We start from the raw sequence: 15,804 nt of genomic DNA, 5'->3' as shown, positions 1-15,804 counted from the left end.
AACGCCAAAAGGTTCGTACCAACAAGAGCGCCGCCATTTGACGCGCCCCGGGGAGAATCACTGTCATGCCTGAAACCCAGACCGCCATCGCCGACATTCATATGCTCGACCGCGGTTATTCCCGCGAAGCCCGATCGCTGCTTTATCAGGCCTATCGCCACGAACCGACCTTCGGCTACCTGTTCGAAGCCGAGCGCCCAGGCTACGAACAACGCGTTCGCGCCACCGTGCGTGAATTGGTCAAACAGCATTTCCTCCAGGACTTGCCGGCCATCGGCCTGTTGGTCAACGACCGCTTGATCGGCATCGCCCTGATCGCGCCACCGCAACGACGCCTGGGCATCACCGAGAGTTGGGCCTGGCGCCTGCGCATGGTGCTCAGCACCGGTTTCCGCTGCACCCGCCGCTATCTCGAGTACCACGACGCGGTTTCCGCGTGCGTGCCGACCGAGTCAGTGCACATGCTGCCGCTGCTGGGCATTCATCCGCAGTTCCAGGGCAAACACTTTGGCGAGCAACTGCTGACCGCCGTGCACAACTGGTGCGCCGTCGATGAAACCTCGCAAGGCGTGGTGCTCGACACCGGCAATCCACGTTATCTGGAATTCTATAAAAGGCAGGGTTACGAGGAGATCGGCGAGGTTGCCGTCGGCCCGGTACGAGAACACGTATTTTTCCACGCCAATCCGCAAGTGTTACAAACGGCGACTGCTTAAGCGTCGAACTTTTCGAGACAAGTCTTGATCTATCACGCTCCCAAGCTCGTGATAGCATCCGCGCCTATGAAGTTTCCAGGAAGATTTACCAGTGGCGTGCTCATGCTGTTATCCAGCTGCGCGGCGCTGGCGCAAAGTGAATTGGATGTGCGGATCAAACCGTCCAACGATGAACTGAAGGCCAATATAGAAGGCTATATCGGCAGCCTCGGTGACCGTGACGAAGAAGCCTTGCTGCGCTTCAGTCGCGGTGCCGAAGAGCAGGCGCGCAAAGCGGCCCAGGCGTTGGGCTACTACCAGCCGCAGATTGAAAGTGACGTGAAGGGCGGCGAAAAACCGCGCCTGGTGCTGAACATCGATCCCGGCGAACCGATTCGTCTGCGCAACGTCACCATCCGTGTCGACGGCCCGGCTGCCTCCCTCAAATCCTTTCGTGTACCGAAAAGCGACGTGCTCAAGTCCGGCGCGGTGCTCAATCATGGGCGTTATGAAGACGCCAAAAGAATTATTCAGAATCAGGCTTCACGCTTCGGTTTCTTTAGCGGCCACTTCACCAGCCAAAAACTCTTGGTCGACCCGCGCGCGGGTGTCGCCGATGTTGAGTTGATCTACGACAGCGGCCCGCGTTACGCGCTGGGCCGCGTCAAATTCGAAGGCGACACGCCGTTCGACGAAGACCTGCTGCAACGCATGGTGCCGTTCAAGGAAGGCGAGCCGTACGACTCGGAGCTGATCGCCGAACTCAACCGCGACCTGCAATCGAGCGGCTATTTCGAAGGCGTGCGCGTCGATGCCGCACCGACTGCCGCAAAGAATGATGTGATCCCGGTCGACGTCAAACTCGACACACGCAAACCGCGCACCATGGGCCTTGGCCTCGGTTACTCGACCGACGTCGGCCCACGTATCAAAGCCAACTGGACGCGCCACTGGGTCAACCCGCAGGGCGACAGTTATGGCTGGGAGGCCGAACTCTCGGCGCCACGGCAAAACGTCGGGCTGTTCTACGATATCCCGCTCGACCCGCCACTGACCGACAAACTGCGCTGGGCCGGCGGCTATCAATTTGAAGACATCGACGGCTCCGACACGTTGAGCAAGCTGCTGACCTTCGGACCGGAATGGCACAGCAAATTGCCGAGCGGCTGGCAGCGGGTGATCTCCCTGAAATGGCAGCGCGAAGAGTACGAACTCGGAGACGACTCAGGCCTGAGTACTTTGCTGATGCCTGGCATCAGCTACTCGTACCTGAAAAGCGACAACCGCATCGACCCGCACAACGGCTATCGCCTGAGCTTCGAAAGCAAAGTGGCGAAGGAAGGCCTCGGTTCGGATAACAACCTTCTATATGGCACCGCGCTGGTCAAAGGCCTGACCACGGTGTTCGACAAACACCGCTTGCTCGGTCGCGTGCAGGTCGGCGGCAGCGCCACCAACGGCTACAAATCGGTGCCGCCGTCGCTGCGCTTCTTCGCCGGTGGCGATCAGAGCGTGCGCGGTTACGACTACCAGAGCCTGTCCCCGGAGAACTCCGAGGGTGATCGCATCGGTGGCCGTTACATGGTCGCCGGCAGCGTTGAATATCAATACTCGATCGCGGAAAAATGGCGGGTCGCGACCTTCGTCGATCAGGGCAACTCTTTCAATAAACTCGAACTGCCGAACCTCAAGACCGGGGTCGGTATTGGTGTGCGCTGGGTCTCGCCGGTCGGGCCGATCCGCCTCGATCTGGCCCATGCACTCGACGACGACGGCGGCATCCGGCTGCACTTTTCCATGGGGCCTGAGCTGTGAAGCGTGGTTTGAAAATAACGGCACTCACGCTATTGGCGCTGGTGTTGTTGATTGTATTGAGCGTCGCCACGGTGCTCGGCACGCAGGCCGGCAGCCGTTGGGTGTTGGGTCTGGTGCCGGGCCTCAGCGTCGAGAATTTTCAGGGTCGCCTCGGCGGTCAGTGGAGCGCCGATCATCTGCTCTGGCAGCAAGACACCAGCCGCGTCGAGCTGAACAAGGCGATTTTCGCCTGGTCGCCGCTGTGCCTGACGCGCATGACTCTGTGCATCGAACAGCTCAAGGCTGATCAGGTCGTCCTGCAATTTCCGCCGAGTGAAGAAACCACTGAAAGCGGCCCGATCAAACTGCCGGATTTGCAATTGCCGGTAGCGATCGAGCTGGGCGACGTGCAGGTCGGCAGTCTGCTGTTTAACGGCAGCGAGCAACTGAAAGGTTTGCAACTGGCGGCGCACTGGACGGCGCAAGGCATGCAGATCGACAGCATCAAATTGCAGCGCGACGACCTCAGCCTGAACCTGTCCGGCACCCTCGCGCCGAGCGGTAACTGGCCGTTGAACATCGCCGGTGACCTGACGTTGCCATCGCCGGATAAGGGCCAATGGACACTGGCGCTAAAAATCGACGGCGACCTGCTGAAAACCCTCAACCTGCACGCCGACAGTCGTGGCTACCTCGACGGCCAATTGAGCGGCGAGTTGCAACCGCTGGTGGAAAACCTGCCAGCCAAGCTGCGTATCACCAGCGACGGGTTCAAACCGAGCGCCGATCTGCCGGACACCCTGCAACTTAATCAACTGCTGCTGACCGCCGAAGGCGACCTGAAAAACGGTTACCAGTTAAACGGCAACGCTGCGCTGCCCGCCGATCAAGGCCCGGTCGCGTTGTTGCTGAAGGGCAAAGTCGACGCCAGCGGCGCGCAAATCGCCGGCCTCGACCTGAGCGCCAACGACAAGCAAAGCCTCAAACTCACCGGCAGCGTTGACTGGAGCAAAGGCCTCACGGCGCAAGCCAACATCAATTGGCAGGATTTCCCGTGGCACCGGCTCTATAACGAAATCGACGAGCCGCAAGTCGCTTTGCGTACCTTCACTGGCGAAGTCTCCTACACCGACGGTCAATACCTCGGCAACTTCGCCGCCGCACTGGATGGCCCGGCGGGCGCGTTCACTCTGAGCAGTCCGTTCAGCGGCAACCTCAAGCAGATCGCTTTGCCGCAATTGAAAATGGCAGCCGGGCAGGGCAAGGCTGAAGGGCACGTCAACGTGCAGTTCGCCGACGGCATCGCCTGGGACACGGCGCTCGATCTCTCGGCGCTGAACCCGGCGTACTGGGTTGCCGAATTACCGGGCACCTTGGCCGGGCCGCTGAAAAGCAAAGGCGAGATGAAAAACCAGCGCCTGAGCCTGACCGCTGACCTCGACCTCAAAGGCAAGCTGCGCGGGCAACCGACGATCCTGCAAGCCAAGGCCGACGGCGCTGGCGAACAGTGGAACCTGAATGCCCTGCAAATCCGCCTCGGCGACAACAGCATCAACGGCAAGGGCAGCCTGCAACAGAAACTCACTGGGCAGATCGACATCAAACTGGCGCGTCTGGCTCAGCTTTGGCCAGAATTGCGCGGCCAGATCAACGGCCGCGTCGATGTCGCCGGCACGCTGAAAGCCCCGCAGGGCAAACTCGGTCTGCAAGGTTCGCAACTGGCGTTCCAGGATAATCGCCTGCAAAGCCTCAACCTCGACGCCACCCTCGACAGTGCGCAACGGGCGAAAATCGACCTCAAGGGCAGCGGCATTCAGGCCGGTGATACGTTTTTGGGCACGCTGACCGCCAGCGCTCAAGGCGACATCAAGAGCCAGAAACTCAGCCTCGACCTGCTCGGGCCGAAGCTGAAACTGGCCCTCGGTCTCGACGGCAATCTGGACAAGGGCAACTGGCGCGGCCGTTTGGCCAGCGGTGATATTCAGGCCGGTGGCCAGGACTGGAAGCTGCAAAACCCGGCCAAACTCGAGCGTCTGGCTGACGGCAAAATCAACTTCGGCGCGCATTGCTGGCTGTCCGGCGGCGCGAGCCTGTGCGGCGAAGATCAGCGGCTGATGCCTGAGCCGAAACTGCGCTACCACCTCAAGCAGTTCCCGATTGAAAGCCTCGCGCAATGGTTGCCAAAAGACTTCGCCTGGCAGGGCAAGCTCAACGCCGATCTGCAACTGGACTTGCCGGCGAGCGGCCCGAACGGTGTGATCAGCGTCGATGCCAGCGGCGGCACTTTGCGCATGAAAGAAAAGGATCAGTGGCTGGTCTTCCCGTACCAGACGCTCAAGCTCACCAGCAAACTCACACCGAAGCGCGTCGACACTGATCTCAACTTCGTCGGCGGCAAGCTCGGCGAACTGATGGTGCAGGCGCAGCTCAATCCACTGCCGAAAAACAAACCGCTGAGCGGCTCGTTCCGCCTCACCGGTCTGGATCTGTCGGTGGCGCGGCCGTTTGTGCCGATGGTCGAGAAACTCACCGGGCGCCTGAACGGCAGCGGCACGATTTCCGGTGGCCTGCTGGCGCCGCTGGTCAACGGCACGGTGCAACTCAGTGACGGCGAAGTGTCCGGCGCCGAGTTGCCGATGGAGCTGCAGGATCTGCAACTCACCGCATTGATCGCCGGTGAATCGGTGCGTCTGGACGGCGGCTGGAAAAGCGGCAAGAGCGGGCAGGGCAGCTTGAACGGTAACGTCGCCTGGGGTCAGGCGCTGGTGGTCGATCTGGCGCTGAAAGGCACGCAGTTGCCGGTCACTGTCGAACCGTACGCCAAACTCGAAATGGCGCCGGATCTGAAAATTTCCATGGCCGGCGATGAGCTGAAAATCGCCGGTAAAGTGCGGGTGCCGAAAGGCGAAATCACCGTGCGTGAACTGCCGCCATCGACGGTGAAAGTCTCTGACGACACGATCATCGTCGGCGCGCAGACCGAAGCGGGTAAACCGCCGATGGCCATGAAAATGGACATCGATGTGGAGGTTGGCGACGACAAACTCGCCTTCGCCGGATTTGGCCTGACCGCCAATGTGCAGGGGCATGTGCACATCGGCGACAACATGGACACCCGTGGCGAGCTGTGGCTCAACGATGGCAAATACAGTGCTTACGGTCAGCGCTTGTCCGTGCGGCGTGCGCGCCTGCTGTTCGCCGGGCCCATCGATCAGCCGTATCTGGACATCGAAGCGATTCGCCAGACCGACGACGTGATCGCCGGTATTCGCCTGAGCGGCAGCGCCGAACAGCCGACCACGCAGATCTTCTCCGAACCGGCGATGAGCCAGGAGCAGGCACTGTCCTATCTGATACTCGGCCGTCCGTTGAGCACCAACGGCGAAGACAACAACATGCTCGCGCAAGCGGCGTTGGGGCTGGGCTTGATGGGCAGTGCCGGGGTGACCAGCAGCCTGGCCAAGGATCTCGGGATTCAGGACTTTCAGCTCGACACGGCGGGCAGCGGCGATGCCACCAGCGTAGTGGCCAGCGGCAACATTACCGAGAAGCTCAGTTTGCGTTATGGCGTTGGCGTGTTTGAACCGGCCAGCACCATTGCCTTGCGCTACAAGCTGAGCAAAAAGGTGTATGTCGAAGCGGCGAGCGGCGTCGCGAGTTCGCTGGATATCTTCTACAAGCGCGATTTCTAGAGCGCGCTCCCCTCCAAAACCGAGTCGCTTCAATCGCGAGCAGGCTCACTCCTACATTTGGAATGCGTTCCCTTGTAGGAGTGAGCCTGCTCGCGAAGGCGTCCGCGCGGGCAACACAAAAACCAAGCTGCGAGTTCGCTGGATATCTTCTACAAGCGCGATTTCTAACCGCGTTCCCTCCTAAACCGAGTCGCACCCTTCGCGAGCAAGCCCGCTCCCACCGGGGATCTCCAACAGACGCAAAATTTGTATCGAACGGAGATCTAGGTGGGAGCGAGCTTGCTCGCGAAGGCGTCCGCGCGGGCAACACAAAAACCAAGCCGCGAGCTCGCTGGATATCTTCTACAAGCGCGATTTCTAGACCGCGCTCCGTCCTAAACCGAGTCGTACCCTTCGCGAGCAAGCTCGCTCCCACAGGGGATCTCCAACAGACGCAAAATTTGTATCGAACGGAGATCCAGGTGGGAGCGGGCTTGCTCGCGAAGGCGTGCGCGCGGGGCAACACAAAAACCAAGCCCACTGGTCAACTAATTGCTAAGCAACCTAACTATTGCGTTGACATTCGCTGCCTAGGCAGTAACATCTCGACATACATTCACTGCCTAGGCAGTTATTAGGTGAGCAAATGAAGCATTTCACCCCGGACGAATTCAAACACTGCCATCTCGGCCTGTTGCTTGGCCGTGCTGCGCTGCTCAAAGACCGGATCATCGACACCCACATGGAACCCCACGGCATCACCGCCGCGCAGTTCAAGGTGTTGATCATCATGGCCCAGTACGGCGTCGATACCCCGGCCGAACTGTGCCGGCATCTGTCGCTCGACAGCGGTTCGATGACGCGCATGCTCGATCGTCTGGAGCAGAAAGGTTTTCTGGCTCGCCAACGCAGCGAAGGCGATCGCCGTCAGGTGCAACTGACCCTGACCGAGCAAGGCCAGTTACTGGCCGATCGCCTGCCACACATCGGCGCCAACGCGATGAATGAACTGGCGGGCGCCGTCACTCCGGACGAGTTGAAGACCCTGGAATACATCCTCAAGAAAATCCTGCTGGCAGCCGGTGACCCGATCACTCTCCAGCGGTTAGGTGAACACAATGAGCGGTAAAACCTTGCGCAGCAGCCTGACGCTGGTGCTGTCGGCGATGATCCTCGCCGGTTGCGCCAACTACAGCGGCCTCGACACTCAAGGCCAGAACCTTGATGCGAAAAACCTGAAAGTCGGCCAATCCCTCAACGGCGTGACCCTGTCGCCAGCCGCATGGCCGAAAAGCGATTGGTGGACCAGCCTCGGCGATCCGCAACTCGACGGCTTGATCCGCGAAGCCCTGCACGACAGCCCGGACATGCAGATCGCCGCAGCACGCGCCCACCAGGCCAGCGCCGCCGCCTATGCCGCCGATGCCGAACGCTATCCGACCCTCGACGCCAGCGCCGGCATCAGCCGTTCGCGTCTGGCCAAGGATCAGGATCCGCTGGGGCAGGGCGATGCCTACGCCACCGTGCGTAACGTCAGTGCCGGTTTCAATTACAACTTCGACCTGTGGGGCGGCCAGCGCGATGCCTGGGAAGCGGCACTCGGTCAGGCCCGCGCCGCCGAAGTCGATCGTCAGGCGGCACAGTTGACCCTCGCTGCCGACGTCGCTCGCGCTTACAGCGATCTCGGTCAGGCGCACATCGTTTATGACCTGTCCAACGACGACCTCAAACGCACCAAACAAATGCTCGACCTGAGCCAGCGTCGCCTGAGCGCCGGGATTGACAGCCAGTATCAATACCAACAAACGCAAAGTCTGGAAGCCACGTCTGAGGCCAACCTGATCGACGCGGAAAAGCGCCTGAACAGCGCCAAAATTGCGCTGGCCGTACTGCTCGGCAAAGGCCCGGATCGCGGCAATGAAATTGCCCGGCCGAAAGTCCTGCAAGCCAGTGCTGTCGCAGTGCCGTCGGTATTGCCGGCCGAGCTGCTCGGTCGTCGTCCGGATCTGGTCGCCGCACGCTGGCGTGTAGAAGCGGCGAGCAAAGACATCGACTCGGCGAAAACCCGCTTCTATCCCAACTTGAACCTGTCGGCCTCGGCCGGTGCCGAATCTTTGTTGGGTGACGCGATGTTTGGTTCGGCCAGTCGCTTCTTCAACATTGCCCCGACCATTTCGGTGCCGATCTTCGACGGCGGACGCCTGCGCGCCAATCTCGATGCGCGTGACGCCGATTACGATCTGGCAGTGGCGCAGTACAACAAAAATCTGGTGCAAGCACTGGGCGATGTCAGCGACACGATCAATCAGTTGCGTGATATCGGCCGGCAAATCGGCGCGCAGCAACACGCCACCGAGATTGCTCAGGATTCTTACAACACCGTCGTCCAGCGTTACGGTTCCGGCATCGGCAACTACCTGGACGTGCTCAGCATCGAGCAGCAATTGCTGCAGGCCCAGCGTCAACTGGCCAACCTCACTGCCGAGCAGATCGACCTGTCGATTCAACAGATGCAAGCGCTGGGCGGCGGCTTCCAGGGGCAGACCCTGACCGCAGCCAACGCCACCCCAGCCACGCCGCACAACTAATTCAAGGTAATTGTCATGGCCACTGCCGAAAACACTCAAGCTCAAGACAACACCCCGGACAACGGCAACCCGCGCAAACGCAAAGTGATGCTGGTGGTGCTGGCCGTTGTCGTCCTGCTCGCCTGCGCTGGCGTGTGGGCGTATCACGAATTCATCGGGCGCTTTAATGAAAGCACCGACGATGCCTACGTCAACGGCAACGTTGTGGAAATCACCCCGCTGGTCACCGGCACTGTGGTCAGCATCGGTGCTGACGATGGTGATCTGGTTCACGAAGGTCAGGTGCTGATCAACTTCGACCCCAACGACGCTGAAGTCGGCCTGCAAAGTGCGCAAGCGAAACTGGCACGCACCGTGCGTCAGGTGCGCGGTCTGTACAGCAACGTGGATGGCATGAAAGCCCAGGTCAACGCGCAACAGGCCGAAGTGCAGAAGGCGCAGGACAACTTCAATCGCCGGAAGAACCTTGCCGCTGGCGGTGCGATTTCTCAGGAAGAACTGTCCCACGCTCGCGATGATCTGACCTCGGCGCAAAACGCCTTGGCCAATGCCAAACAGCAATTGAAAACCACCAGCGCGCTGGTCGATGACACCGTGGTCTCTTCGCACCCGGACGTGATGCAAGCCGCCGCTGAATTGCGTCAGGCTTACCTGACCAATGCGCGCAGCACCTTGATCGCGCCGGTCACTGGTTACGTGGCCAAGCGCACCGTGCAACTTGGTCAGCGTGTGCAACCGGGTACTGCGCTGATGGCGGTGATTCCGCTGGATCAACTGTGGATCGACGCCAACTTCAAGGAAACCCAACTGCGCGACATGCGCATCGGTCAGCCGGTGGACATTGAATCCGATGTGTACGGCAGCGATGTGAAATACAGCGGCACCGTCGACAGCCTCGGCGCCGGTACGGGCAGTGCGTTTGCGCTACTGCCTGCGCAGAACGCCACCGGTAACTGGATTAAGATCGTTCAGCGTGTGCCGGTGCGCATCCACATCAATGCCGAAGAACTGGCCAAGCACCCGCTGCGCGTCGGTCTGTCGACCAACGTTGAAGTGAACCTGCACGACCAGAGCGGCCCGATGCTGGCGCAGCAGCCACCGCAAAAGGCCTCGTTCACCACCAATATCTACGATCAGCAACTGGCCGACGCCGACGCGATGATCGCGCAACTGATCCACGACAACAGCGCTGCGGCGAGCAAAACCGCGCAACGCTGACCTGCACTGACTTTGTAGGAGTGAGCCTGCTCGCGATAGCGGTGTGTCAGACCCAATTTCCTCGACTGATACACCGCTATCGCGAGCAGGCTCACTCCTACAGGGCTGCGGCGACCATCAGGTTCCATAGGATTCACAATGAGCAATAACGCTTCTTTCACGCCGCCCAGCCTGTTGCTCAGCACCATCGGTCTGTCGCTGGCGACGTTCATGCAAGTGCTCGACACCACCATCGCCAACGTGGCGTTGCCGACGATTTCCGGCAACCTCGGAGTGAGTTCGGAGCAGGGCACTTGGGTGATCACTTCGTTTGCCGTGAGTAACGCGATTGCGCTGCCGTTGACCGGTTGGCTCAGTCGGCGTTTCGGTGAGGTGAAACTGTTTCTCTGGGCCACGATTCTGTTCGTGCTGGCCTCGTTTCTCTGCGGTATCTCGACGTCGATGCCAGAACTGATCGGCTTTCGCGTCCTGCAAGGCTTGGTCGCCGGGCCGCTCTATCCGATGACGCAAACCCTGTTGATCGCGGTCTATCCCCCCGCGAAGCGAGGCATGGCCCTCGCGTTACTGGCGATGGTCACGGTGGTCGCGCCGATTGCAGGCCCCATTCTCGGTGGCTGGATTACTGACAGCTACAGCTGGCCGTGGATCTTCTTCATCAACGTGCCGATCGGGATTTTTGCGGTGATGGTGGTGCGTTCGCAACTGGCCAAACGTCCGGTGGAAACCAGCCGTCAGCCGATGGACTACGTCGGTCTGATCACGCTGATCATCGGCGTCGGCGCCTTGCAGGTGATCCTCGACAAGGGCAACGACCTCGACTGGTTTGAGTCGAATTTCATCATCATCGGCGCGGCGATTTCCGTGGTGGCGCTGGCGGTGTTCGTGATCTGGGAAATGACTGACCGCCACCCGGTGGTGAATCTGCGGCTGTTCGCTTACCGCAACTTCCGCATCGGCACGCTGGTGCTGGTGTTGGGTTACGCCGGGTTCTTCGGCATCAACCTCATTCTGCCGCAGTGGTTGCAGACGCAAATGGGCTACACCGCGACCTGGGCCGGTCTGGCCGTGGCGCCGATCGGGATTCTGCCGGTGCTGCTGTCGCCGTTTGTCGGCAAGTACGCGCACAAGTTCGACTTGCGATTACTGGCCGGCATCGCGTTCCTGGCGATTGGCTTGAGCTGCTTCATGCGCGCCGAGTTCACCAACGAAGTCGATTTCCAGCATATCGCGCTGGTGCAACTGTTCATGGGCATTGGCGTGGCGCTGTTCTTTATGCCGACCCTGAGCATTCTGATGTCGGACTTGCCGCCGAACCAGATTGCTGATGGCGCCGGTCTTGCGACGTTTTTGCGGACGTTGGGTGGTAGCTTCGCGGCTTCGCTGACTACCTGGATCTGGATTCGTCGGGCTGACCAGCATCATGCGTATATGAGCGAGAGCATCAGCACGTACGAGCCGGCGACGCGGGAGGCGCTGAACCAGTTGGGCGGGGCGAGCAACCCGGCGTATGCGCAGCTGGATCATGTGCTGACCAGTCAGGCGTATATGCTGTCGACCGTGGATTACTTCACGCTGCTGGGGTGGGGGTTTATGGGATTGATTTTGATTGTGTGGCTGGCGAAGCCACCGTTTGCCGCCAAGGCAGGGCCTGCCGCTTCGGGGCACTGAGGTCAAAAGCCCCTCACCCTAACCCTCTCCCGGAGGGAGAGGGGACTGACCGAGATGGATGTTTGAACTACACCGACTTGCAATACCGAGTCGAACTCAGGTTTTGAAAAGCCCACAAATCGGCTCCCTCTCCCTCGGGAGAGGGTTGGGGTGAGGGGGTGGCGATCTTCAGCCGTGCGGCAATGCCAGCGGTGGGGCGAAATCGAACGGCGCCAGCGCATAGCCGCTCTCATCCACCTGCAACGCCCAACCCTGACGATCCCAATCCCCCAGCACAATCCGCTTCGCCGCTTCATCACCGATCTGCAACTTGTGAATCGCCGGGCGATGGGTGTGGCCGTGGATCAGGGTTTTCACCCCAAACTCCTGCATGATCCGCGGAATCTCCTCCGGCGTGACATCGACAATGTCATTGGCCTTCATCCGCGTCTGCGCCTTGCTCTCATTGCGCAGTTTGCGCGCCAGTTTATGGCGGCTGCTCAGCGGTAGATTGCGCAGGATAAACAGGGTGATCGGATTACGCAGATAGCGGCGCAGCTTTATATAGCCGACGTCGCGGGTGCAGAGGCTGTCGCCGTGCATCAGCAGCACCGGCTCGCCGTAGAACTGCACGACACTCGGATCTTTCAGCAGGGTGCAGCCGGCTTCTTTGCAGAACGCCTTGCCGAGCATGAAGTCGCGATTGCCGTGCATCAGAAAAATCGCCGTGCCGCTGTCGCTCAATTGGCGCAGGGCCTGGCAGATGGAACGCTGGAAGGGCGTCATGGCGTCGTCGCCAATCCACGCTTCAAAGAAGTCGCCAAGAATGTACAACGCACTCGCCGAGCGGGCGCGTCCGGCGAGCAAATCCAGAAACGCCCGGGTAATGTCCGGGCGCTCCTCTTCCAGATGCAAGTCTGAAATCAGCAATATCACGCTTCGATGATCTCGGCTTTCTCGATGATCACGTCGTCTGCTGGTACGTCCTGGTGGCCGGACTTCATGGTGGTCGACACGCCTTTGATCTTGTCGACAACGTCGGTGCCGGCGGTCACTTTACCGAATACCGCGTAACCCCAGCCCTGAGTGTTCTTGCCGCTGTGGTTGAGGAAAGAGTTGTCGGCAACGTTGATGAAGAACTGCGCGGAAGCCGAATGCGGCTCCATGGTGCGGGCCATGGCAACGGTGTACTTGTCGTTGGAAAGACCGTTGTCAGCTTCGTTCTGGATGCTTGGACGCTTGTCTTTCTTTTCTTTCATGCCTGGCTCGAAACCGCCGCCCTGGATCATGAAGTTACCGATGACACGGTGGAAAACAGTGTTTTCGTAGTGACCGGCTTTCACGTACTCGATGAAGTTGGCGACGGTGATCGGCGCCTTGTCAGCGTTCAGTTCGATGACGATGTCGCCATGGTTGGTGGTCAGTTTGACTTGAGTCATGATCGCTTCTCTTTAGAGGAATTCGTGGTTTTGGGACATCGAGCCCCCAAACCGGTTCAGCCAGCGTGGGCCAAGGTGCGCAGTTTAGCGTGACAGGCGCGAATTTCGAGGCAGTTTTTCAAATCCCGGCGATTAAATGCATGCCTTTATAGGGCCTGCTCTGTCAGCCCCTTGACAGCATCGGCTATGATAGCGGCTTTGTTTTGTCTGGCCCCCACTGCGGCCGCGCACCTGTAAGTCAAGGATCCTATGAGCAAGCCCACTGTCGACCCTACCTCGAATGCCAAGTCCGGCCCCGCCGTGCCGGTCAATTTCCTGCGGCCGATCATCCAGGCAGACCTGGACTCGGGCAAGCACACCCAGATCGTCACGCGTTTCCCGCCTGAGCCCAACGGCTACCTGCACATCGGCCACGCCAAGTCGATCTGCGTGAACTTCGGCCTGGCCCAGGAGTTCGGCGGCGTCACGCACCTGCGTTTCGACGACACCAACCCGGCCAAGGAAGACCAGGAATACATCGACGCGATCGAAGCCGACGTCAAATGGCTGGGCTTCGAATGGTCCGGCGAAGTGCGCTACGCCTCGCAGTATTTCGACCAGTTGCACGATTGGGCCGTTGAGCTGATCAAGGCTGGCAAGGCTTACGTCGACGACCTGACCCCGGAGCAAGCCAAGGAATACCGTGGCAGCCTGACCGAGCCGGGCAAAAACAGCCCGTTCCGCGACCGCTCCGTCGAAGAGAACCTCGACTGGTTCGCCCGCATGCGCGCCGGTGAGTTCCCGGACGGCGCCCGCGTGCTGCGTGCGAAGATCGACATGGCCTCGCCGAACATGAACCTGCGCGACCCGATCATGTACCGCATCCGCCACGCCCATCACCACCAGACCGGCGACAAGTGGTGCATCTACCCGAACTACGACTTCACCCACGGTCAGTCGGACGCCATCGAAGGCATCACTCATTCGATCTGCACCCTGGAATTCGAAAGCCATCGTCCGCTGTACGAGTGGTTCCTCGACGCGCTGCCAGTGCCGGCGCACCCGCGTCAGTACGAGTTCAGCCGTCTGAACCTCAACTACACCATCACCAGCAAGCGCAAGCTCAAGCAACTGGTCGATGAAAAGCACGTGCATGGCTGGGACGATCCGCGCATGTCCACGCTGTCGGGTTTCCGCCGCCGTGGCTACACGCCGAAATCGATCCGCAACTTCTGCGAAATGGTCGGCACCAACCGTTCCGACGGTGTGGTTGACTTCGGCATGCTCGAATTCAGCATCCGTGATGACCTCGACCACACCGCGCCGCGTGCCATGTGCGTCCTGCGTCCACTGAAAGTCGTGATCACCAACTACCCGGAAGGCCAGGTCGAGAACCTCGAACTGCCGCGCCACCCGAAAGAAGACATGGGCGTGCGCGCGCTGCCGTTCGCCCGGGAAATCTACATCGACCGTGACGACTTCATGGAAGAGCCGCCAAAGGGCTACAAGCGCCTCGAGCCCGCCGGCGAAGTGCGTCTGCGCGGCAGCTACGTGATCCGTGCCGACGAAGCGATCAAGGACGCCGACGGCAACATCGTCGAACTGCGTTGCTCGTACGACCCGGAAACCTTGGGTAAAAACCCGGAAGGCCGCAAGGTCAAAGGCGTGATCCACTGGGTACCGGCCGCGGCCAGCGTCGAGTGCGAAGTGCGTCTGTACGATCGTCTGTTCCGCTCGGCGAACCCTGAGAAGGCCGAAGACAGCGCAAGTTTCCTCGACAACATCAACCCTGATTCGCTGCAGGTACTCACCGGTTGTCGTGCGGAGCCATCGCTTGGCAATGCACAGCCGGAAGACCGTTTCCAGTTCGAGCGCGAAGGCTACTTCGTCGCCGATTTGAAGGACTCGAAACCAGGTCAACCGGTATTCAACCGTACCGTGACCCTGCGTGATTCGTGGGGCCAGTGATTCAGCGTCAAGGAAATTAAAAGTGCTGACGATTTACAACACGCTCACCAAGAGCAAAGAAGTCTTCAAACCGCTGGATGGCAACAATGTGCGCATGTACGTCTGCGGGATGACCGTGTATGACTACTGCCACATCGGCCACGGCCGCAGCATGGTCGCGTTCGACCTGGTGACCCGCTGGTTGCGCTTCAGCGGTTACAACCTGACGTACGTGCGCAACATCACCGACATTGAAGACAAGATCATCAATCGTGCCCGCGAAAACGGCGAGCCGTACGACGCGCTGACCGAGCGCATGATCACCGCGATGCACGAGGACGAGGCGCGCCTCAACATCCTCAAGCCGGACATGGAACCGCGTGCCACCGATCATATTCCGGGCATGCTGAGCATGATCCAGACCTTGATCGACAAGGGTTACGCCTACGCCCCGGGCAATGGCGACGTGTACTACCGCGTCGCCAAGTTCATGGGCTACGGCAAACTGTCGCGCAAAAAGATCGAAGACCTGCGCATCGGCGCGCGTATTGAAGTCGACGAAGCCAAGCAGGATCCGTTGGACTTCGTGCTGTGGAAAGCCACCAAACCGGGCGAGCCAAGCTGGGAATCGCCGTGGGGCGCCGGGCGTCCGGGCTGGCACATCGAGTGCTCGGTGATGTCCACCTGCTGCCTCGGCGAGACCTTCGACATTCATGGCGGCGGCAGCGACCTCGAGTTCCCGCACCACGTAAACGAAATCGCCCAGAGCGAAGCGGCCACCGGCTAGAGCTACGCCAGCGCGGGGATGCTTTGCGGCTTGAGTCGC

Annotated in this window: 10 protein-coding genes and 1 pseudogene; 9 read left to right on the top strand and 2 right to left on the bottom strand. The window is 60.2% G+C overall.

Annotation, left to right across the window (positions count from 1 at the left end; translation table 11 throughout):
- The first annotated feature begins 65 nt into the window (after positions 1-65).
- The 7 genes from ACIP66_RS08360 to ACIP66_RS08330 all read left to right on the top strand — a co-directional run bounded on the left by ACIP66_RS08360 (position 66) and on the right by ACIP66_RS08330 (position 11,634).
- Positions 66-716 (top strand): N-acetyltransferase, encoded by a 651-nt coding sequence (locus ACIP66_RS08360; RefSeq protein WP_053121694.1) that lies wholly within the window; start codon positions 66-68, stop codon positions 714-716.
- Between the two features lie 66 nt (positions 717-782).
- The gene (locus ACIP66_RS08355; protein ID WP_159813937.1) at positions 783-2,510 is read left to right on the top strand and encodes an autotransporter assembly complex family protein; all 1,728 of its coding nucleotides are present in this window, start codon (positions 783-785) and stop codon (positions 2,508-2,510) included.
- Positions 2,507-6,181, top strand: a complete 3,675-nt coding sequence (locus tag ACIP66_RS08350; RefSeq protein WP_400647043.1) for a translocation/assembly module TamB domain-containing protein — start codon at positions 2,507-2,509, stop codon at positions 6,179-6,181. The genes ACIP66_RS08355 and ACIP66_RS08350 overlap by 4 nt, the downstream gene beginning before the upstream one ends.
- Positions 6,182-6,806: 625 nt before the next feature.
- Positions 6,807-7,289 carry a MarR family winged helix-turn-helix transcriptional regulator gene (locus ACIP66_RS08345; RefSeq protein ID WP_053121689.1) on the top strand — a complete coding sequence of 161 codons (483 nt, stop codon included), beginning with the start codon at positions 6,807-6,809 and terminating at the stop codon, positions 7,287-7,289.
- Positions 7,279-8,748 carry an efflux transporter outer membrane subunit gene (locus ACIP66_RS08340; RefSeq protein WP_400647040.1) on the top strand — a complete coding sequence of 490 codons (1,470 nt, stop codon included), beginning with the start codon at positions 7,279-7,281 and terminating at the stop codon, positions 8,746-8,748. The genes ACIP66_RS08345 and ACIP66_RS08340 overlap by 11 nt, the downstream gene beginning before the upstream one ends.
- 15 nt (positions 8,749-8,763) lie before the next feature.
- Positions 8,764-9,966, top strand: a complete 1,203-nt coding sequence (locus ACIP66_RS08335; RefSeq protein ID WP_212544715.1) for an efflux RND transporter periplasmic adaptor subunit — start codon at positions 8,764-8,766, stop codon at positions 9,964-9,966.
- A 138-nt stretch (positions 9,967-10,104) separates the two neighbouring features.
- Positions 10,105-11,634 carry a DHA2 family efflux MFS transporter permease subunit gene (locus ACIP66_RS08330; RefSeq protein ID WP_053121684.1) on the top strand — a complete coding sequence of 510 codons (1,530 nt, stop codon included), beginning with the start codon at positions 10,105-10,107 and terminating at the stop codon, positions 11,632-11,634.
- Between the two features lie 168 nt (positions 11,635-11,802).
- On the opposite strand, the gene lpxH is transcribed toward ACIP66_RS08330, so the two are convergent.
- Positions 11,803-12,549 carry a UDP-2,3-diacylglucosamine diphosphatase gene (lpxH, locus tag ACIP66_RS08325; RefSeq protein WP_400647035.1) on the bottom strand — a complete coding sequence of 249 codons (747 nt, stop codon included), beginning with the start codon at positions 12,547-12,549 and terminating at the stop codon, positions 11,803-11,805.
- Positions 12,546-13,052, bottom strand: a complete 507-nt coding sequence (locus ACIP66_RS08320; protein ID WP_053121679.1) for a peptidylprolyl isomerase — start codon at positions 13,050-13,052, stop codon at positions 12,546-12,548. The genes lpxH and ACIP66_RS08320 overlap by 4 nt, the downstream gene beginning before the upstream one ends.
- Before the next feature lie 249 nt (positions 13,053-13,301).
- On the opposite strand from ACIP66_RS08320, the gene ACIP66_RS08315 reads away from it, so the two are divergent.
- Together ACIP66_RS08315 and cysS are read left to right on the top strand one after the other, a co-directional pair.
- Positions 13,302-14,999, top strand: a complete 1,698-nt coding sequence (locus ACIP66_RS08315) for a glutamine--tRNA ligase/YqeY domain fusion protein (protein ID WP_008082132.1) — start codon at positions 13,302-13,304, stop codon at positions 14,997-14,999.
- 22 nt (positions 15,000-15,021) lie between these two features.
- A pseudogene (cysS, locus tag ACIP66_RS08310) lies at positions 15,022-15,804 on the top strand (cysteine--tRNA ligase); the annotation flags it as partial.

Origin of the sequence: Pseudomonas sp. NPDC088429 (assembly GCF_044753305.1) — a bacterium.
Taxonomy (GTDB): Bacteria; Pseudomonadota; Gammaproteobacteria; order Pseudomonadales; family Pseudomonadaceae; genus Aquipseudomonas; species Aquipseudomonas rustica.
The sequence above is the reverse complement of the archived record's forward strand: the minus strand, read 5'-3'. Positions and strand labels throughout refer to the sequence as shown.